Genomic DNA, 19129 nt, shown 5'->3' with positions numbered 1-19129 from the left:
GGAGGAACCGTGGTACGGCCTGTCATCCGTCGTCTTTCCAACCATGTTGTGGACCTTATTGCAGCCGGTGAGGTCGTGGAGCGTCCCGCTGCTGCCCTCAAGGAGCTGGTGGAAAATGCTTTGGATGCTGGGGCAACCCGGCTTGAAGTCATTTTGCGAGGTGGCGGCTGCGAGCTGATTGAGGTCAGCGATAATGGCCGGGGCATGGAGGCCGAAGAGCTGCCTTTAGCCGTGGAACGGCATTGCACCTCTAAACTACCAGATGATGACCTGACCGCCATCAAGACGCTGGGATTCCGGGGGGAGGCGTTGCCTTCCATTGGGGCCAGTGCTCGCCTTTTCCTGACATCACGGACAGAGACAGCCGATACAGCGTGGGAACTTTCCGTGCAGGGCGGTATTGTCGAGGGGCCGGTACCGTCTGCTGGGGCGGTGGGTACTCGTGTTGTGGTACGGGACCTGTTCTTTGCTACACCAGCCCGCCGTAAATTTTTAAAAACGGCACGAGTGGAGGGTAACCATGCCGAGACCGTCATGCGGCGTGTGGCATTGAGCGCTCCGGATTGTGCCATTACCTTTATCATGGACGGGCGGGAGATTTTCAGCCTTCCTCCGCAGGATATCCGCCGCCGGGTTGCTAGCGTTCTTAACGTGCCGGAGGATGGCCTGCTCGCAGTGGATGAGCAGCGAGGGGCCATGCGGTTGTCCGGTTATATCTGCGGGCCGGGTGAAACGCGCCGGACGGGGAACGGGCAATTCATGCTGGTGAATCATCGCCCCGTGATGGACCCTATTTTGAGAACCGCTATACGAGTGGCCTACCGCCCTGTGATTGAGAAAGGGCGTTTCCCTGTTTTACTGCTGCATCTTCAGCTTCCGTTGGATCGGGTAGATGTAAATGTCCATCCAGCTAAGACAGAATTGCGTTTTGCGGATGAAGCCGAGGTGCGGGCCTTTGTTATTGGGGCGGTGGGGCGTGCACTGGCTCGTAGTGCTGGTGAAGGCGGTGGCATTCAAGCAGACCTTGGCATTATTGGCCGCCGAGCCTCCGCAATCGGGCAGAGGGTGCCCGGTTCCTCCTATTCTTACGATCATACGGGAGCCACTCAGACACCGCCGGTGGATTTTGGGTTTGGGACATCTGTCAGGCGGTTTCCGTCCTCATCTCCCTCACCTGTAGGGGAGCCGCTTCCTTCCATGCGGGATCAGACGCCCGTGTCTGGTTTGGAAGAAGGGCAACGCCACTATGCTGCCTCTGCGGGTTGGGACAGTACAACGGGTGAGTGTGGGGAGGTGCTACCATCTCCAGTTGAGGAGAGCCAGACGGCGCAACCTCTTGGTGTGCCAATCGGTCAGATTCACGCCACTTATATTTTGTCCATCGCCCCGGATGGGGATCTGATCCTGACGGACCAACATGCGGCGCATGAGCGTCTGACACATGAGCGTCTACGGGCCCGTTTTGCCGAGGGAACCGTGCGGGCGCAGGCCCTGCTGATGCCGGAAGTAGTGGACCTACCACATGGGTCAGCGGAGGCTCTGGCGCAGTGTGCGGAGGAGCTGGCCCGTTTTGGTCTGGAGATCGAACCATTTGGCACTGGCAGTATTCTGGTTCGTAGCCTGCCTGCGCCTTTGAGTGGCAGTGATGTGGCTGGTCTTCTGCGTGATGTAGCGGAAGAGCTTGTCCAAATGCCTGATTTGCCAGCCCGGCAGACAGATAGTTTGGACGGGCGGTTTGAGGCCATCATGGCCCGCATGGCCTGTCATGGCAGCATCCGGGCTGGGCGTATCCTCAAGCAGGAAGAAATGGAGGCCCTATTACGGGGGATGGAGCAGCACCCCCGGGCTAATACATGCCCTCATGGTCGCCCTACATGGTTAAAGCTGGATAAGGACGGGCTGGAAAAGCTCTTTGGAAGAACCAAGTAACGGTCTGGTTCTGGAAGGCTTTTTCACATTTCTTTGACAAGGAAATGGGCTGTCCTGCAGCATCTCTCTATGGTTTTCCGGGTATTGGAAGAGGTAGTATCTCCTCTTATTTCGTGGATATGACCTTTTCTTTGCAGAGCTGATCGGGAAGAAGCGGTCGGAAAGAGGATGGAATGGCCGATATTGTTGATGAGCTGAAGTCTGTTGTTGGAACCGGAAATGTCCTGACGTCAGAGAGTGCGACTTATGGGTACCGTAAAGGGTTCCGTTTTGGCGATGGCAAGGTGGAAGCCGTTGTCATTCCTAGCTCTTTGGTGGAGCTGTGGCGCATAGCAAAGTTGGCGGTGGAAGCTGGGCGTATCATCCTCATGCAGGCTTCCAACACAGGGTTAACGGGTGGTTCCACACCCGATGGTAACGATTATGACAGGCCGATTATTCTCATCAGCACACGCAGGCTGAAAGGGATTCAGCTTCTGGGTGAGGGTAAACAGGTCGTCTGCCTGCCGGGGGCGGATTTGTACGAGCTGGAGCAAATGCTGGCTCCGCTGGGGAGGGAGCCTCATTCTGTCATTGGCTCATCTTGTATCGGGGCGTCTGTCCTTGGTGGGGTAAGTAATAATTCCGGTGGTGCGTTGGTACAGCGTGGCCCAGCCTATACGGAAATGGCCCTTTATGGGCAGGTGGATGGTGAGGGTAGGCTGCATCTGGTCAATCATCTGGGTATTCGTTTCCAAAATGAGGAGGTCGCTGAATCAGTGCTGGATGCGCTGGAGCACGGCCGTTACAGCCCGGATGATGTGGACTGGTCGGGTGAACAGAAGGCCCATGATGATGATTATGTTAACCGTATCCGTCAGGTCGATGAGGCTTCGCCGGGGCGGTACAATGCCGATCCAGGCCGTCTATTCGAGGCCTCTGGCAATGCAGGTAAGCTGATTGTCTTCGCTGTGCGGTTGGATACCTTCCCTGCAGCACAGGATACGGCTGTCTTCTATATCGGCAGTAACAAGACGGATACGCTGGAGAAGGTCCGTCGCCACCTGCTGACAGCGTTTGAAGAGCTGCCGATTGCTGGCGAATATATGCACCGTGATGCTTTTGCCATTGCCGATAAATATGGCCGGGATACGGTAGCGTTGATCCGCTTTCTGGGGACGAAATATCTGCCGCTTATGTTCCGTATGAAGGCATGGGTGGATTCCTTTGCGCGACGTATTTCATGGCTGCCGGATGGTCTGAGCGACCTGCTTATGCAGTTTGGTAGTCGCTTTCTGCCTTCGCAAGTTCCGGCGCGCATGATGGATTATCATAGGAAATATGATCATCATCTCATGCTGCGTGTTTCGGGTACTTTGGCTCAGCAGGTTCGCCCGTGGTTGAAGAGCTTCTTTGCGGATGATCAGGGTGCGGAAGGGGCATTTTTTGAATGTACGACACAGGAAGGTACATTGGCCTTTCTGCATCGGTTCGCAGCGGCAGGGGCTGCCAACAGGTATGTTGCCGTTCATGGCAAGAGTACTGGTGGTATGATGGCACTAGATGTTGCGCTGCGCCGGAATGATTGGGAATGGCTGGAGCGTTTGCCGCCAGAAGTGGATGATCAGCTGGTACTGAAGCTCTATTACGGGCATTTTCTTTGCCATGTCATGCATCAGGATTATGTCGTCAAGCCCGGTGTAGACCCTATGGATGTCGAACAGCGGTTTATGTGGCCGATCTTGGATAAGCGGGGTGCCCGTTACCCGGCCGAGCATAATGTGGGCCATCTCTATCATGCACCACAGAGTATGGCCGACCATTACCGGTCACTCGACCCCTGTAACTGTCTGAACCCCGGCATTGGCCGCCAGACAAAAAAGAAGAACTGGGCCGCCGAAAGCGTCTGAAGTTAGATAGGGCCTCCTTATAGGGGAGGTCCTGCCTGCCTGCGTGGTGGGGGCGGGGTTAGAAGTCGTCTTCCGTCAGTGGGATGGGTGTCAGATGTGCAGGTAGATAGAGGGGATGTTCAGGGCGATGGCCCTTGCGGCTCAGCCGCAGGGCTGTGACTTTGTGGCCAGCTCTGAGCAGAAGTTTAGCGATCTCCGGCCCACGGTAGCGCAGCTCTTTTGCTTGCGGAGTGCCATAAGCCAGCACGATGAGATCAGCCTGTCTGGCCATTTCGAGTAAATAATGGTCCGTCTCTGGGCCTACAGGATCGGTTACCTCCAGCAGGCGTTTTTGGTCTGTGCAGCGATAGGCAAAGCTATTGCCAATAAACATCCCTCCATAGCCCCATTGTCGGCTGTAACGCTGGCATTTGGCTACAGAACGATCATCGCCATATTCCGTGGCGACAGAGGGATTCATCATGATCCACATGATGAAGGGCTTTGCCTCATCCCATGAGCGTCTGAGCGTATAGCGGTAGCAGTCACCGGGTCCGGCATAGAGGGCCGTGCTGGTGACGTCATCGGCCAAACGCAGCGGCTTGGCCGTGCCAACATGGTGTGGTGCGTGCGGCATTGCCTCTATCCTTTATGTATCAGGGGGCGTTGGGAGGGATGGTGATGCAGTCGATCGTATTGTGCAGGCGTCTGCATGCTCCGGTGGCTTGGCTATGTGTCAGGTTGATTAGACGGGCCCGGTAGAGTGTGCCTCTGACTGTATGGACAGGCATGACCTGCACAGACGCACTACCCGCAATAGGGGTGATGCGGGGGCGCAGTTGTGTCGCGACCATGAGAGCTTGTTTCTCGCCGCCATAACTTCCTAGTTGGATGGCCCAATCATGGGTTGATTCGGCCAGCATATCGGTGGCTCCTCTCCGACTAGCCGGGGCGTCAGCCAGAGGAATGGATTGGATGCGCAGCGTGTTTCTCTGCTCCTCGGGCGGGGAAGGCCGTGGTGGGGCAGAGGGCTGGGGGCGGGGCCGGGTGGTAGGCGCAGCAGACCGTGACTGAGGGCCGGAATATCCCCGTGCTGCCCATGCTGCCCGGATGTCCTGTGTTTCGGCTGTCTGCACGACCGATTCGGGTGCGGTGTCGTTATCCTCGTCCAGCGGGGAGGCTGTGTCTATCCGGCGGGAGGTCCGTGCTGTCCTGTCGTGGCGGGCCACGATGAGGTCATTGCGGGAACGCTGACGTGGCCATATCCCCATGATCTTTGGGGCAATGGCGGCCACATAATTGCGTGTCTCCCGTGGGAGGGCCCTGTTCTGGCGGAGGTAATGGTCCAGACTGCCCGGGCCGTAATTATAGGCGGCTAGAAAGCCGGGGGAGCCGTATATTTCATACATTTGGCGGATATAGGCTGTTCCGGCGAGGATGTTGTCGTGCGGGTCGTAGGGGTCTGGGCCAAGATTGTACTGGGTGCGCAGGTCATCATAAGCGGGTGGCATGATCTGCATTAGCCCCATGGCACCGGGGGTAGAGGTAATGAAATTGCCGTAACGGTCGTACAAATGCCCCCCAGATTCCTGGTGGATAACGGCCCTGATCCATTCCGTTGGAACATCGAAACGGCTTGATGCTTCATCAATATAGGGGCCCCAAGGGTCTTCGGGTGGGCCGGGCGGCGTATAGTGAGATCGAGCATGGGCCTGATAGTCTGCCTGTTCTTCTAGTACGGGCATAGTCGGACCATTGCTGCCGGTGCGTGTGGCGCAGGCTGCCAGTAAGACAGGTAGCAGCATGGCAAAACAGAGGCGGACCATACGCAGGGAAGAGGAACACGGGGCAGTGCGTATCATGAGGGCTTCCTGAACGGGAACATGCACAAAGCTTGTTTTTCTATCACGGGAGTAGAGGGAGGCAGAGAGATGTCTGGTTTTTATAAGTAAAGATCACGTTATAAAAGAGGCTTAATAGCGGGGCGGGGGATTGAAAAAGGAGGGGCAACCGGCTTACTGTGGCGCTGATTATGTTGCGGTAGAGGTGGTGTTTGGTGTTGCTGCCTATTGTAACTGGTCGTTGGTTGCATGATGGGAATTGAGGTACGAGAGCATGTCTTATGCTGCGCTGGATGCATCCCGGGTCGCCCGGGCTGCCGAGTTGGCCTTGCAGACGTTGGCCGGGGAGAAGGAAGTGTCTGAAGCGCACCAGCGTAAAACGATTCTAATCGAGCGTATTCATGCTCTTGCTAAAGCTGCGGCAGAAACAGCAGGGCAGGGGACGGTGACTCTGACTTCTGAGGAGTTCTGGCTGATCTCCAGAAATTGGTGATGAAGTATTGGCTGGAATCGAGGCGTAGTGAATGAACAATCATAGTATTTTAAGAGACTGGGCATTGGGGAGTTTTAAGGAATGAAGTGGTTTTTTGCGATTACAGAGCAAACGCTGTCCAACGACCCTGACCATGGTTTTATCGACTGTATTCGGGCTGCTGTGCAGTCGGCTCGTGAGAATACAACGCTGATTCCGCACATGGTGTTTGATGGCAATGAATGTGACTTCACACGGGAGATGCGTGCTGCGGGGGTGAATGTCATTTTCCACCGCTTGCATTTTTATGACCGCCTGCTGGAGGCGCAGCGTCGTCTCAAGCCGGAATGGCCTAATTATATCTTCACTGCTGCTGGTGCCTTCATGCGGTTGGAGCTGCCCCTGCTGGAGCAGGAGGATCAGTACGTCCTGTATACCGATTGTGACGTGATGTTCCTGAAGGACCCGCAGGTCGAGTTCTGCAAGCCGGAAATCTTTGCTGCCTGTGGGCAGTTCGGTAAGCAGGATTACTACGTGGATATGAACTCGGGTGTCATGGTGATGAACCTCGAGCGTATGCGTCGTGACCTGCCGGCAATGGTGGACTTCCTGTGCGATAACCTGGACTATGTTGCTGGGTATGATCAGGAGCTGCTGCGTATTTTCTATAATGCTCAGTGGAGCCCGCTTTCTGCTCGCTTTAATTGGAAGCCATATTGGGGCGTGGATGACCGTGCCACTATCGTGCACTTCCATGCAGCTAAGCCTCCGGCAGCACGTCATCTGCTGGATGATCCTGCTTATCGTGAGCATGACCATGTCTTCCATGCGTGGCGTCACTGGTTCTTCCAGAACCCAGCTGGCTATGGTTATTATGTCCCGCAGTGGGAGAAATATCTCGAAAAAGCCCGCCAGTCTTATCAACCCGGCGTGGTTAGCGAATTTGACGCATTGCGCATTGAGGAGTGATCTTCTCCAACGTGGTGTGAGATGTAGGAAAACCCTCCCTTGTGGAGGGTTTTTTTATAAGAGGTCAGTTAGACTCATTAGTCGCTTGTTGAGGATGGCTGTGCCAGCTTTTCGGTATGCTCAGTCGAAGCGGGTGTGCGTATATGGCGTTCCAGCCAGCGGCCAAGGGGGCGGGCTATAGCCGGGCCTAGTGTGATGACGGCCAACATGCGGGCTGTTTGCATAGCGATAATAAAGGGCAGTGCAATAGGAATATTGGCACTGATGACGATGATAGTATCTAGTCCGCCCGGACTTGTGGCTAGGTAGGCACTAAGGAGATCAATATGGGCGAAATGGGCTACGGGAAGGGCCAGTAAGGCACAGCTGGCGATGAGCGTTGCCGAGGATAGAGCAACGGCTGGGATGGATCGCAATGCATAGCGTAGGATGGGGGCTGTAAAGCGCAGACCAATGGACCAGCCTATGGTCAAATAGGCTGGGATGCGGATCCAGAATGGTGCGCTGATCTGGAATAAGCCGCTCAATTGGGCAACAGCACCAGTTAGTATGGTGAGTAACAGCGTAGCAGCAGGTGAGCGCAGCTTTAACCCTACTAGCGTGCTAACGGCGATCAGAATCAGTGTAGGTAGAAGGTCTCCCCGGACCGGCATAGGCATATGGGAGGGGTGGCTTGTGCGTATGACGATCCAGGAGACCAGGGACGTGGCAACAGCGACCATGATGACCCTGAAATAGAGCATGAAGGCTGTCAGCCTTGTATCGGCCCCAAACGCCCCGCAGAGCATAACCATGGTGGAGGCTGCTCCCGGTGACGTCCCCCAAAGGGCTGTCGTCCCGGGCATGACCCCAAACCAGGCCAGACAGGCCCCTGTGGTAAAACTAACAAAAATGACGGACAGGACACTGAAAAGAACCAGTATCCAGTGAGACATGATGTGATGGAGAACAGAAAATGTCAGGCTATTGACGACCACACAGGCCAGAATGGCCTGCGCCATGGTGAAGAAAACGGGCTTTATGGTAACGCCCCGATTTTTGACAGACATGATAATGCCTGCCGCCATCGGCCCCAACATCATGCCTGCCGTTAGGTGCAGCATTAGGAAGAGGCCTGAAATCAGAGCAGAAAAAAAGAGCAGCCCTAACCAGCGTACCCCGTAGGACCGCCAAGAAGGTGACGAGAGGGTCACACGCCCCGCCCCTGCTTAGCTGTTCCTGTCATCAGGGGCTCCGGAGGGTTCACTGTCTGAAGGCTTTTTGCGGAAAGCCGCCAGACTGACAACCTCTGCCCCTTCGTGGCTCTGGCTGTGGCTTGCCGTCCCCTCAGGCCCCTGTGTTGTGGCTTCTGTTTTGGGTTCCTCGGTCAGCGGGCGAAGTGTGTGGACTTCTGCCACAGTGGCATCGTTCTCTTCTTCGTATGCACTGTTGTCTGCCACATCGGGACGGGCGGTAAAATGCATGACAAGGTGGACATGTGGGTCTGCAAAAGCCGTGATAGCCTTGAGGGGGATATGCAACGTGCTGGGAATCCCCCCAAAAGATAGCCCGACAGAGAAGGTGCGGGCTGTGTGGTCTATTGTGAGATTCTGGAACTGATGTTGCAGAACGATGGTCATTTCTTCCGGGTAGCGTTCCTTCAGGCGGGAGGGGATATCCACCCCCGGAACGTTGGTGCGAAATGTCATGTAGAAGTGGTGATCCCCGGGGAGGCCATGTTCGCTGACATGGTCCAGTGCCTTGAGCATGACGGCACGCTGGGCTTCTTCCATCCAGCGATCGTAAGGGAGGAGACTGGTTGGCATGGAAGGATCAAAACCGTCGGAACCGTTGGTATCGTCACTCATGGAGCAGCACCATCACCTGTTACATCTGGAAAATCCCCTCAGATGTGCGACAGGCTGCGTGAAATCGCAAGGGGCCGCATGCATATTTTCAAAGTTGGTATTTTATTGGGGAAAAGTGTTTCAGAAAAGAAACAGGTGGGGGGGCTTCTGTTGCCCGGTGCACCCCCCGAACCGCGCTTATCGCTTATGCAGCAACAGCGAGCACCTCAGAGTTATCGTTGGCACTTGTAAAGTCAGCCCGATGACGGCGGAACAATACCGGGCAAAAAGTAGATCTTTACCATGCGTGTCGAGCCTGTTTCGTCCCCATAGCGTCAGCCCGTAAGGCTGATGGTGGAGACGCCGGGCACTGCCCCCGGGTCCACAACACTTATTTCATCTACCGTTTATCGCCATAGCCAAGGTCGAAACCTCCGGCACCGAGAGATATAGGCAGCTTTGCTTGAGATGGCAAGGGAATGGCATCCTCTTATGTCCCCTTATGTCATTGGTGACAGATGTGGTCACATTGGCTACATCAGTGGCCAAGGGAAGCGGAGAGTTGTACCGGCCGCTTCTTATGGATAGTCCGGCATAGCCAAACGAGCGGGAGAGACAGTCATGGCCCTGACAGACGAGCAGCGTTCCGAGATAGAGGCCGTGCGTGCCGCCCCTCATCAGACAGTGCGGCCAACGGTCCCGGCTATGGAGGCACTTCTCTTCGAGCCATTCCCTCTGTTGGATCATGGATTCATCCGTGTTGTGGATTATATGGGGGGCGATTCGGCTGTTGTGCAGGCTGCCCGCGTTTCCTACGGCAAGGGTACCAAGAAGACATCAGAGGATGCCGGGTTGATCCGCTATTTGATGCGGCATCGTCACTCCACACCATTCGAGATGTGCGAGATCAAGTTTCACGTGAAACTGCCACTTTTTGTTGCTCGGCAGTGGATTCGCCATCGCATGGCAAGTGTGAATGAATATTCTGCCCGTTATTCTGTTCTGGATAAGGAATTCTATCTGCCTGATGCCACGCAGATTGCTGCACAGAGCAAAGTCAACAATCAGGGGCGGGGTGAGACGCTGAGCCCAGAAACGGCTGCAGAGGTATTGTCCATCCTCCAGCGTGATGCTCTGCAATGTTATGGTGATTACGAACGGATGCTCGACCCGGAAGGTCTGGGTGTGGCCCGTGAACTGGCCCGCATCAATCTGACACTCAATGCCTATACGCAGTGGTACTGGAAGATTGACCTGCATAATCTGATGCATTTTCTGGCACTGCGGTCTGACCCTCATGCCCAGTATGAAATCCGTGTTTACGCCCAGAAAATGATCGAGATTCTCAAGGCATGGGTGCCGCATACAGCGCAGGCTTTTGAGGAGTATCGCCTCGGGGCTTACAGTTTCTCCGCTGGGATGTTGAAAGTGCTTCGCCGCCGCCTTGCTGGAGAGAGTGTCACGCAGGAGACATCCGGCCTGACAAAGCGGGAATGGACAGAGATGCAGGCCGTTCTGGAAGGCTGAATCGTGTCAGGCTCCAATCATTTTCTGGATGAGGAAGACCGGCCCGCTGGTCCTGTCCGGGATTCAGCCGCATTGTTGGAAGAGGGGCGACGCTTTCAGGTAGAGACGGGTATTCCGTCTCTTCTGGGGCATAAGCCCCGTTTTCTACCGTGGGTTCTGTTGGCGGTTGTGCTTATGCTTGTATCTTTAGGGATAGAGCTTTTTTGGCCTTTACCGGGGAGTCATGGCCCGTTGCCCGCCTGTAAGCAGGTGTCAACTGGGACAGTTTCCTGCCAGAACGTGCCAGAACAGAATACGATAACACCCGCACGATAGTGGAGAGGGGGCAGGACTGCCCCCTGCCTCATGAGGGGCGAGCGATGCTGCGTCCTCGGGCCCCCAGAATGTGGAAACAGTCTGTCAGGCGTTGGGTGAAACGATCCTCTCCGGCCTTCATCCAACAGCGAATATCGTAGGATTTTTTGAGTGGACGCCCCGTGAGTGGGGACACCTGATGGGTGAAGGCTTCTTCATGGTTTCGGATATAGTGGGCAATGCCCTGTGCGTAGGCAAACTGCGTATCCGTATCAATGTTGAACTTGAAGACACCAAAGTTGATGGCTTGTCTGATGGCCGTTTCTTCCGACCCTGACCCTCCATGAAAAACCAGCGGGATGGGGTTAGGGCCTGTATGGAGTCGCTCTGCTACGAGTGCTTGAGACGCACGTAGGATTTCCGGACGGAGGCAGACATTACCGGGCGCATAGACTCCATGAATATTCCCGAAGGAGGCGGCGATGGAGAGCATTCCCAGAGGGGACAGGGTTTTCCAAGCGGTCAGGACATCTTCCGGGTTGGTGTAGAGGGAAGGGTTGCAGCTTGGGTTTCCGTCATGCAGTTCCTGCCCGATGCCATCTTCCTCCCCACCTGTCATTCCGAGTTCAATTTCGAGGCCAATCCCCAGAGGGGATAGCTTGCCCATCAGAGTAGAGGCTGCGGCAATGTTATCGGCGAGTGGCTCGGTCGATAGGTCGAGCATGTGGGAGGAAAATAGAGGGCGGCCTGTTTGCGCATAGTGGCGGCGGCTTTCCTCCACAAGGCCGTCAATCCAGCCCAGTAAGGGGCGGTTAGCATGGTCTGTATGCAGAATAACTGCCACACCATAATGGCGGGCCAGAAGATGGACATGCTGCGCCAGAGCCGTGGCCCCTAGAATGCGGGCTTGCTGTTCGTCAGGCAGGGCCTGCCCCGCATAGAAGCGAGCGCCGCCGGCGGAAATCTGGATGACAATATCAGCCTTGTTCTCTCGTGCCGCTGCGAGGGCAGCATTGGCAGTGGAGGAGGAGCTGACATTGACAGCCGGCAGGGCATAGCCCCCTTTACGGCAGGCCTGAAGCAGGGCCCGGTAGGTATCCCCACTCACAACACCCGGTGGAATGGCTGGCGCACGGACGACAGAAGGGGCGGGTGTAGAGGACATCATGGAGCTTCTCAGGATGTGGGGTATGGTAGAAGGGGACTGACCGTAGCAGAGATAGCCTGTTCTGCTAGTCTGATATACATATCGTCTGAAAATAGGACTATAAAGGTCCAAAAGTAAGTGAGTTGCGTTAAAGGGTGCTCATTTTATTGGGTATCTGATAAGAGAGGCGTTTATGACACAGAGTGATCTCATGATGATAGAAACTGAAGATACTCCCAACCCGGCAACACTGAAATTTTTGCCGGGCCGTGATGTGACGGGGGGGCGTCCGCCTGTCGATTTTGCGGAGGCAGGTGTTGTGGCGGGGCGTTCTGCTCTGGCGGATGCCCTTTTCAGCATGACTGACGTAAAGCGCGTTTTTCTGGGGAGTGACTTCGTCTCTGTCACAAAGGATGATGGAGCCGATTGGGATGCTCTGCGCCCTCAGATACTGGTAGCCCTGACGGATTTCTTCAAAAGTGGAAAGCCCGTTCTGGCAGAGAATATCGCCGCACCAGAGGCTGATATTTTCCCCGAGGACAGCGAAGTCGTAGCCCGGGTGAAGGAACTGCTGGATACACGGGTGCGCCCAGCTGTGGCTAGTGATGGTGGGGATATTGTTTTCCGTGGTTATCGGGAAGGTGTCGTCTATCTTAGCATGCAGGGGGCCTGTTCTGGCTGTCCTTCTTCCAGAGCGACATTGCGTCACGGTGTGGAGAACATGCTCCGTCACTACATCCCGGAGGTGACGGCAGTTGAACCTGTAGAGGAGTAAGAGCCGATGACAGCATCACCAGCCCCGGAAGGGCAGCAGGTCGACAAGCGGGTGGAGGAAGAGGCCACTAGCCCTGTTTTGGCCGAGGAGCTTTTTATGCGCTGCCGCACGGCGGAAAGTTTTTCCGACCGTCCCGTGGGTGAGGATGTGTTGTACCGTCTGTATGACATGCTCAGGATGGGGCCAACATCGGGCAACTGTTCCCCTGCCCGTTTTGCTTTCCTAAAAACAGAAGAAGCCCGTCAGAAAATCCGTCCGGCTTTGTCTTTAGGGAATGTCGAGCTGGCCATGTCTGCGCCGGTGCTGGTGATTGTTTGTTACGACCCGCTATTTTTCGAAAAGTTCGAAACACTCAATCCCATGCCCGGTCTGCGGGATTGGTTTGCCGCTGATGTGGGGCTGAGTGATGAGACAGCCTTCCGTAACGGAACATTGCAGGGGGCTTATCTCATCATGGCGGCTCGGGCGTTGGGGCTGGCTGTGCGGCCCATGTCGGGTTTTGATGCTGTGATGGTGGAAGAAGAATATCTCCGCAAGCAAGGTTGGCGGGCTAATTTCCTCGTGGCGTTGGGGTATCCGGAGGGGGATGTGTCCTCACCCCGTGCACCCCGCCTACCGCATGAGGAGGCCTGCCTGTGGCTGTAAAGCCGGAGCGGTGCCTTGTCATGAACGGGGCTGGAGCAGGGCGAGGGCAGAGTAATCTGATCGCTCTGCTGGAGCGTGGTCTTGTTGTGGATGAGCAGGTGCTCTCTGGTCGGGGAGCTTCGGAGCGTTTTGCCCCTACTGTGCAGGCGATGTTGACACGGGCGGGGTGGGATGCCCCACCAGAGCTGGTTGCCGCTGTGGTAGGGCCCGGCTCGTTCACGGGGTTACGGGCGTCTCTTTCTCTTGCTGCTGGGCTTGTTCGGGGCTGGGGCTGTCGAGGTGTTGGGGTACGACTTGGAGATGCCTTGCGGGCCACCATGCAGCAAGAAGAAGCAACCATTCTGTGTCTGGCCCGTCGGGGGCGCATTTTTGTGGATCCGCCCGTCTATGATGCCTATGCCCTGCCCGTGAAGCAGATTCAGCCGGGGAGTTGGGCAGCCGTAGCGGGTGATGCTGTTTATGGCGATGATGCCCTGCCAGAGTTGAGCGAGTCGGCAGGGGGTGATGTGCTGGGCCGTGAGGTGGTGCGTTTGCCCTATGCCGCCCCAACGGCTGAGGGTATTTTTCGGGCCGCTTGCCGAAGTAGTGAGAGTGGTTCGGTTCGAGCTTATGCGCTTGAGCCTCTTTATGTGGACCCTCCAGAGGCAAAACCTCCAGCAGGTGGTCTAAGACCGACTCCACGCTGAGGCTCGGTATGGATTGTCAGCGTAAGACGGCTCACATGGCACAGAGTGCAGGGACTGGGCGGTCGGGAACATCAGGTATTGAGCTATCTGCCGTAGGGTTGGAGGCGGCTCGTCTTCTGTCGGTGCTGCATCATGCTGCTTTTCTAGGGCGAGAGCCTTGGGATGAGACCGCCATCGGGCAGATTCTAGCACTGCAGGGTGTGGAAGCTTGGCTGGCCTGTGTACAGGGTAGTTCGAGCGAGCAAGGAATGGTGCCCGTAGGGTTTATCATTAGCCGTTATGTCATGGATGAAGGCGAGATATTGTCTTTGGGTGTTCATCCAGACTGGCAGCGGCGGGGGATTGCACGCAGTCTTCTGGCCCATGTCGTCAAGAGAGCCCAGCAGAATAAGGCCACTTTATTTTTGGAAGTGCGGTTTAGTAATGAAGCGGCCTTCGGTCTATATGGCCAATTTGGCTTCCAGCAAGTAGCAGTCCGCCGCCGTTATTACGAGGATGGTGAGGATGCCCGGCTTCTGCGGTGGTCTCCCGGATGAGGGAGACTATTGTCTCTGTGTCTTGTGATGCCGGGAATATGTTGTGTAATTATGGAATGGCTTCTTGATAAGTGCATGGTCTTTCTGCATAGCTAGACTGTAATGGTATGTGGTATCATAAAAGATATTATATATTTTTATGTTTCTGTAACATCTTATATTTAAATAATCATGCAATGGACTGTATTGTGGTGGAAATTCTTTGAATGGAGAATATTTCATATAAAACAGTATGATATATGAGGCGGAAATTCATTTTTGAATGGAATATGTTGTTATTTAACCTATTGATAATGGAGGCAATTCCTCCATGTAGTATCATTATGCTGGAAAGATTTCTGTTTGTGTGAGGGAATTTCTTATCTTATCAATAAGTGTTTACTATTACAGAAACTGTTTTTCTTGTTGTCTTTCTCTACAATCCGTTATAGGTCGAACTAAATTTCTTGGGAGATAGGTTTTTTATGTCGTCTGAGACAGAAACACAGGCTCTGCGCCAACTGACAGCACAGATCGTCACAGCATATGTGAGCAGTCACGATGTCGCTGCAGAAGCTCTGCCCGATTTGGTCCGCTCAGTGCATGGGGCTCTTGCTGATGCTGGTGTCGCCGCTGAGGCTGAGCCAGAGAAGCCGGTACCGGCGGTGCCCCCTCGCAAGTCGGTCTTCCCCGACTACATCATCTGCTTGGAAGATGGTAAAAAACTGAAGCTTCTGCGCCGTCATCTTAAAACAGCTTATAACATGACCCCGCAGGAATATCGTGAACGCTGGGGCCTGCCGCCGGAATACCCAATGGTTGCACCCAATTATGCTAATCATCGGTCTTCTCTTGCACGGCGCATCGGGCTAGGCCGCCGCCGTGAGACTAGCGAACCATCCTAAAATTGTCAGATACTGCCCCTAGGGGCAGGGATGACTACATTTGTAAATAGGGGAGGGTGCGTTTCGTATTATGATGTGGATTGGACAAACCACATCATAATCGGATAGATCATCAATATGGTGATGAGCACAAAAAAAATGGGGCGCGATAGTGCTGCGTCTGGGGAGGCGGTAGGTGATTCTCCTATCGCACGTCTCTGCGTTAAGCATGGTCTGAAAATGACCGGGCAGCGGCGGGTTATTGCCCGTGTTCTTTCCGAGGCGGAAGATCACCCGGACGTGGAGGAGCTGTATCGCAGGGCCTCGGAGTTGGACAGCCGCATTTCCGTTGCTACCGTTTACCGGACGGTCCGTCTGCTGGAAGAAAAAGGGATTCTGGAGCGTCGGGATTTTGGCGGGGGCCGTGCCCGCTATGAAGCCAGCGAGAATGGACATCATTATCATTTGATTGATATTGATAGCGGTAATGTTATTGAATTTGAGAATGATGAGCTGGTCGGCCTGCTGGCAAAGATTGCAGCCGAGCTGGGGTTTGACCTCATGTCCCACCGTGCAGAGCTTTTTGGGCGTCGCACGGCATCGGACAGGAAGAAAGACACCACATCAGGGAAGACTGATGATGGGAGCAAGTCCAACCCATCAGGCCGGGCATAGGGAGTAATTGATTTCGTATGACCGGGAAGAGGCCGTCAGATATCACTGGGGATGCATGCATCACCTCCTGCAACGTAGAAGAGGTGGAAAAGGGGGATTTTGTCAGCAGCGAGAAAACGCAGCGGCAAATGGACACCTTGGCAACCCTTGCCTTGAATCGTGAAGGCGGTTTTCAGGAGCTGCGTGGCGGTAGTTTGGGTGTGCGCCTTGCCACAACGGAGGAAGAGATCCGTGCGGCGCAGGCTCTGCGTTATCGTGTGTTCTTTGATGAGATGGGTGCTCATCCTAGCGAGGAGGCTTTGCGGACCCGTCTGGACTCAGACAAGTTCGATGAGATCGCAGATCATCTTCTGGTCGTAGATCACGCTCTTGGCAGTGGTGGTGCCAGTGTGGTGGGGACGTATCGTCTGTTACGTTCCGATTCGCTGGGTGAAGGTGGTCGTTTTTATACGGCAGATGAATATGACATTTCTTGCCTGACTGATTTCTCAGGGCGCTTGCTTGAAGTTGGCCGGTCCTGCGTGGCGCGGGATTATCGTGGCCGTGCCGCTATGCAGCTCCTTTGGCGGGGGATTGCGTCCTATATCTTCCTGCATAGGATAGACGTGCTCTTTGGTTGTGCCAGCTTGCATGGCACATCTCCAGATACCATGAGTGATGAGCTGACATGGCTCTATCATAACCATCTGGCGCCGCCTGCTTTGCGTGTTCGTGCATTGCCGGAGCGTTATGTTGATATGTGTCGGGTTGATCCCGCCACGTTGGATCGCCGCACCTGCATCAATAAGTTGCCACCGCTTATCAAGGGGTATCTGCGCCTTGGTGGTTATGTAGGGGATGGTGCTGTAGTGGATGAGCAGTTCAACACTACCGATGTGGCCGTACTCGTTAAAAGCGAGCTTCTGGCGGATAAATACTATCGTCACTATGAGCGCCGCCTAAAGGATGCGCTAGATTAGAAGGTCTGGTCATGGAGATGAAGGCGTTGTGCTTCCTTCTGCGGCAAGGAGGGTGGCGCAGTACCGTCTTCATGCTGATACTAGGTGGGCTAGCTGCGCTGGCTCTACCGCCCCTTTGTCTTGTACCAGTCCTGCCTCTGGTGCTGGGTATCTTCTATCAGGCTGTCTGTGTAGCCCCTAATCACCGATCCGCTGCCCTAAGGGGCTTTCTTTTCGGGATGGGGTATTACACAGCGGGCCTATATTGGCTGACAAATGCGATCCTAACCCGCGTGCATGAGTTTTGGTGGGTGGTGCCTTTTGCCTCCCCCGGTGTTGCACTGCTGATTGCCCCCCTCATAATGGTTCCGGCTGTATTGTGTCGTCTTGTTCCCGCAGGTTGGCCACGGGTGTTGATGTTTGCTGGAAGCTGGACTCTGGCTGATATGGCCCGGGTTTTTTATTTTTCTGGTTTTCCGTGGAATCCTCTGGGCAGTGCGCTGGAGGTACCGGGTTGGTTGGGGGATTGGCTCATTCAGCCAGCATCCCTGATCGGCGTGGATGGTCTGACATTGATGCTGGTTTTGGCTTCGCTGGCTCTTTGGCAGGGGCGGCGGGCTGTGTTGGCTGTTGGCGTCTGTGCGGCTCTTTGGTGTGGATGGGGGGCATGGCGTGCCGAGCATGAGGCTGTCCTGCCGGGGCATATCAATCCGGTTGCTGTGATTGTTCAAGGAAATGTCACAGAGAATGAAGTGCTGGAGCGGGACAGTGCCGTGTCCCAGTTTCGGTCTTACCTTGAGCTAACAGCGCAGGGTGTAAAGCAGGCGCAGCATCTGTTGCCGGGCCGTCCTGTTGTCGTCATCTGGCCGGAGTCGGCTTTCCCCGGCCTTCTGGATGAGGAGGGAGTGGCACGTCAGATGATTGCTGATGCAGCAGCTGGTGCCCCGGTGCTGCTTGGGTCGGATAGGCGGGCTGATGGGGTAGGTCGCTGGTATAATAGCTTGATGGCGCTTGCCCCGGACGGCCAGATAGAGGCTATTTATGATAAAAGCCGTCTGGTTCCATTCGGAGAATATGACCCGTGGATCATACCATTTCATCTGCTTCCAGCCGAAGTGGTACCGGGGCCGGGCCTTCAAACGTGGAACTTGCCGCAGATTGGCCGTGTCGGCCCCATGGTTTGTTATGAGATCGTTTTTTCTGGCAGTGTCGTTGCTCCGGGTGTACGGCCCGATTGGTTGCTGACGATCTCTAATGATGCTTGGTATGGCAATAGTGCTGGGCCACGGCAGCATTTGGCTACGGGGCGTTTGCGGGCAGTAGAAGAAGGACTGCCTGTTGTCTTTGCTAATAACCGTGGTGTGTCTGCTATTTATGATGCCCGGGGCAAGGAAATGGGGCGGACAGAATGGGGCAGAGCGCAAGTGCTTATTCGCCCGCTGCCCGGGCCTGAGGCAGCGACTCCATTCGCCATGATAGGGCGTTGGATACCGTGCCTGATGTCCATTTTGTTGGTGGGGGGAGCCCTCACGAGATGGCGGAGAGCCAAGGCAGATACATAAGGACGGTCTTATGTCATGGAAAAAGATAATTTATTGTTAACCACTATGGATGAATAGTAGAACTTTTCGACTTGTTTCTATTTGAAGGTGTGGGATTGATGACAGAGCTGGCGTCGTTTGTCGATGCACATGTAGGCAGACGGATTCGACTCCTTCGGGGGTTACGGAAATATTCGCAGGAGAAATTGGCCAAGGCACTTGGGATCACTTTCCAGCAAGTGCAGAAATATGAGCGTGGGGTAAATCGTGTTGGTGCTGGGCGTCTGTATGAGTTGGCCCAGATTTTGGAAGTACCTGTTGGTTTCTTTTTTGATGAGCTGGAAGGCTTTGGTAGTTCAGATGTCAGGATGGGAAGACTGCATGAAAGGCAGGCCCCTTTCCAGAAGAGTAAGGGCAGCAGTGAAAAGACGTCCAGCGAAACGCCAGATAAAAAAGATGGCGGGATCGAACTCTTGATGCTGCCAGAAACTCTGGAGCTGGCACGTGCCTATTACAGCATCAGTGATGAGAAGATTCGTCAGCAGTTGATGAACTTTATTCGGGATGTAGCAGAACGCTCTTCTTGATCCAGAGTGC

The 19129-nt window shown here is 54.9% G+C and carries 20 protein-coding genes and 1 other RNA gene; 15 read left to right on the top strand and 6 right to left on the bottom strand.

Annotation, left to right across the window (positions count from 1 at the left end):
- Window positions 1-9 precede the first annotated feature (9 nt).
- The gene (gene mutL / locus AL01_RS06730) at window positions 10-1929 is read left to right on the top strand and encodes a DNA mismatch repair endonuclease MutL (RefSeq protein WP_077396711.1); all 1920 of its coding nucleotides are present in this window, start codon (window positions 10-12) and stop codon (window positions 1927-1929) included.
- Window positions 1930-2102: 173 nt separating this feature from the next.
- Window positions 2103-3818, top strand: a complete 1716-nt coding sequence (dld, locus tag AL01_RS06725; RefSeq protein WP_077396710.1) for a D-lactate dehydrogenase — start codon at window positions 2103-2105, stop codon at window positions 3816-3818.
- A 58-nt stretch (window positions 3819-3876) separates the two neighbouring features.
- On the opposite strand, the gene AL01_RS06720 is transcribed toward dld, so the two are convergent.
- Together AL01_RS06720 and AL01_RS06715 are read right to left on the bottom strand one after the other, a co-directional pair.
- A complete protein-coding gene (locus tag AL01_RS06720) occupies window positions 3877-4434 on the bottom strand; it encodes a DUF1643 domain-containing protein (protein ID WP_077396709.1) in 558 nt (185 codons plus the stop codon).
- Between the two features lie 19 nt (window positions 4435-4453).
- Window positions 4454-5623, bottom strand: coding sequence for a transglycosylase SLT domain-containing protein (locus AL01_RS06715; protein ID WP_077396963.1), 1170 nt, complete (start codon window positions 5621-5623; stop codon window positions 4454-4456).
- 289 nt (window positions 5624-5912) lie between these two features.
- Here AL01_RS06715 and AL01_RS06710 point away from each other — a divergent pair, with 289 nt between their 5' ends.
- Window positions 5913-6131 (top strand): hypothetical protein, encoded by a 219-nt coding sequence (locus tag AL01_RS06710; protein ID WP_077396708.1) that lies wholly within the window; start codon window positions 5913-5915, stop codon window positions 6129-6131.
- 81 nt (window positions 6132-6212) lie between these two features.
- Window positions 6213-7079 (top strand): glycosyltransferase family protein, encoded by an 867-nt coding sequence (locus AL01_RS06705; RefSeq protein ID WP_077396707.1) that lies wholly within the window; start codon window positions 6213-6215, stop codon window positions 7077-7079.
- 77 nt (window positions 7080-7156) lie between these two features.
- On the opposite strand, the gene AL01_RS06700 is transcribed toward AL01_RS06705, so the two are convergent.
- From AL01_RS06700 to ssrA, 3 genes are all read right to left on the bottom strand, one after another.
- Window positions 7157-8272: an AbrB family transcriptional regulator gene (locus tag AL01_RS06700; protein ID WP_143280726.1), complete on the bottom strand. Its 1116-nt coding sequence runs from the start codon at window positions 8270-8272 to the stop codon at window positions 7157-7159.
- A 15-nt stretch (window positions 8273-8287) separates the two neighbouring features.
- Complete coding sequence (locus AL01_RS06695; RefSeq protein ID WP_077396705.1) at window positions 8288-8926, bottom strand: SspB family protein; 639 nt, start codon at window positions 8924-8926, stop codon at window positions 8288-8290.
- Between the two features lie 136 nt (window positions 8927-9062).
- Window positions 9063-9384, bottom strand: a transfer-messenger RNA (tmRNA) gene (gene ssrA, locus AL01_RS06690).
- Between the two features lie 142 nt (window positions 9385-9526).
- Here ssrA and thyX point away from each other — a divergent pair.
- On the top strand, window positions 9527-10432 hold the full coding sequence (gene thyX, locus AL01_RS06685; protein WP_077396704.1) for an FAD-dependent thymidylate synthase: 906 nt from the start codon (window positions 9527-9529) through the stop codon (window positions 10430-10432).
- Between the two features lie 3 nt (window positions 10433-10435).
- Window positions 10436-10747: a hypothetical protein gene (locus AL01_RS06680; protein ID WP_077396703.1), complete on the top strand. Its 312-nt coding sequence runs from the start codon at window positions 10436-10438 to the stop codon at window positions 10745-10747.
- Window positions 10748-10775: 28 nt separating this feature from the next.
- On the opposite strand, the gene fbaA is transcribed toward AL01_RS06680, so the two are convergent.
- Window positions 10776-11891: a class II fructose-bisphosphate aldolase gene (fbaA, locus tag AL01_RS06675; RefSeq protein ID WP_077396702.1), complete on the bottom strand. Its 1116-nt coding sequence runs from the start codon at window positions 11889-11891 to the stop codon at window positions 10776-10778.
- Between the two features lie 193 nt (window positions 11892-12084).
- Here fbaA and AL01_RS06670 point away from each other — a divergent pair, with 193 nt between their 5' ends.
- The 9 genes from AL01_RS06670 (at window position 12085) to AL01_RS06630 (ending at window position 19119) form a co-directional block, all read left to right on the top strand.
- Window positions 12085-12648, top strand: coding sequence for a NifU family protein (locus tag AL01_RS06670; protein WP_077396962.1), 564 nt, complete (start codon window positions 12085-12087; stop codon window positions 12646-12648).
- A gap of 96 nt (window positions 12649-12744) precedes the next feature.
- A complete protein-coding gene (locus tag AL01_RS06665; protein ID WP_241502770.1) occupies window positions 12745-13293 on the top strand; it encodes a malonic semialdehyde reductase in 549 nt (182 codons plus the stop codon).
- Window positions 13284-13979 (top strand): tRNA (adenosine(37)-N6)-threonylcarbamoyltransferase complex dimerization subunit type 1 TsaB, encoded by a 696-nt coding sequence (tsaB, locus tag AL01_RS06660; protein WP_241502748.1) that lies wholly within the window; start codon window positions 13284-13286, stop codon window positions 13977-13979. The genes AL01_RS06665 and tsaB overlap by 10 nt, the downstream gene beginning before the upstream one ends.
- 35 nt (window positions 13980-14014) lie before the next feature.
- Window positions 14015-14515: a ribosomal protein S18-alanine N-acetyltransferase gene (gene rimI / locus AL01_RS06655; RefSeq protein WP_158075948.1), complete on the top strand. Its 501-nt coding sequence runs from the start codon at window positions 14015-14017 to the stop codon at window positions 14513-14515.
- A gap of 464 nt (window positions 14516-14979) precedes the next feature.
- Complete coding sequence (locus AL01_RS06650; RefSeq protein WP_077396699.1) at window positions 14980-15399, top strand: MucR family transcriptional regulator; 420 nt, start codon at window positions 14980-14982, stop codon at window positions 15397-15399.
- A 117-nt stretch (window positions 15400-15516) separates the two neighbouring features.
- Complete coding sequence (locus AL01_RS06645) at window positions 15517-16053, top strand: Fur family transcriptional regulator (RefSeq protein ID WP_077396698.1); 537 nt, start codon at window positions 15517-15519, stop codon at window positions 16051-16053.
- A gap of 128 nt (window positions 16054-16181) precedes the next feature.
- On the top strand, window positions 16182-17012 hold the full coding sequence (locus AL01_RS06640) for a GNAT family N-acetyltransferase (RefSeq protein WP_077396960.1): 831 nt from the start codon (window positions 16182-16184) through the stop codon (window positions 17010-17012).
- A gap of 17 nt (window positions 17013-17029) precedes the next feature.
- Window positions 17030-18553, top strand: coding sequence for an apolipoprotein N-acyltransferase (gene lnt, locus AL01_RS06635; RefSeq protein ID WP_143280735.1), 1524 nt, complete (start codon window positions 17030-17032; stop codon window positions 18551-18553).
- 98 nt (window positions 18554-18651) lie between these two features.
- A complete protein-coding gene (locus AL01_RS06630; protein ID WP_077396696.1) occupies window positions 18652-19119 on the top strand; it encodes a helix-turn-helix domain-containing protein in 468 nt (155 codons plus the stop codon).
- Window positions 19120-19129 lie beyond the last annotated feature (10 nt).

It is taken from the genome of Bombella intestini (assembly GCF_002003665.1).
In the GTDB taxonomy this organism is placed as follows: Bacteria; Pseudomonadota; Alphaproteobacteria; order Acetobacterales; family Acetobacteraceae; genus Bombella; species Bombella intestini.
The sequence above is the reverse complement of the archived record's forward strand: the minus strand, read 5'-3'. Positions and strand labels throughout refer to the sequence as shown.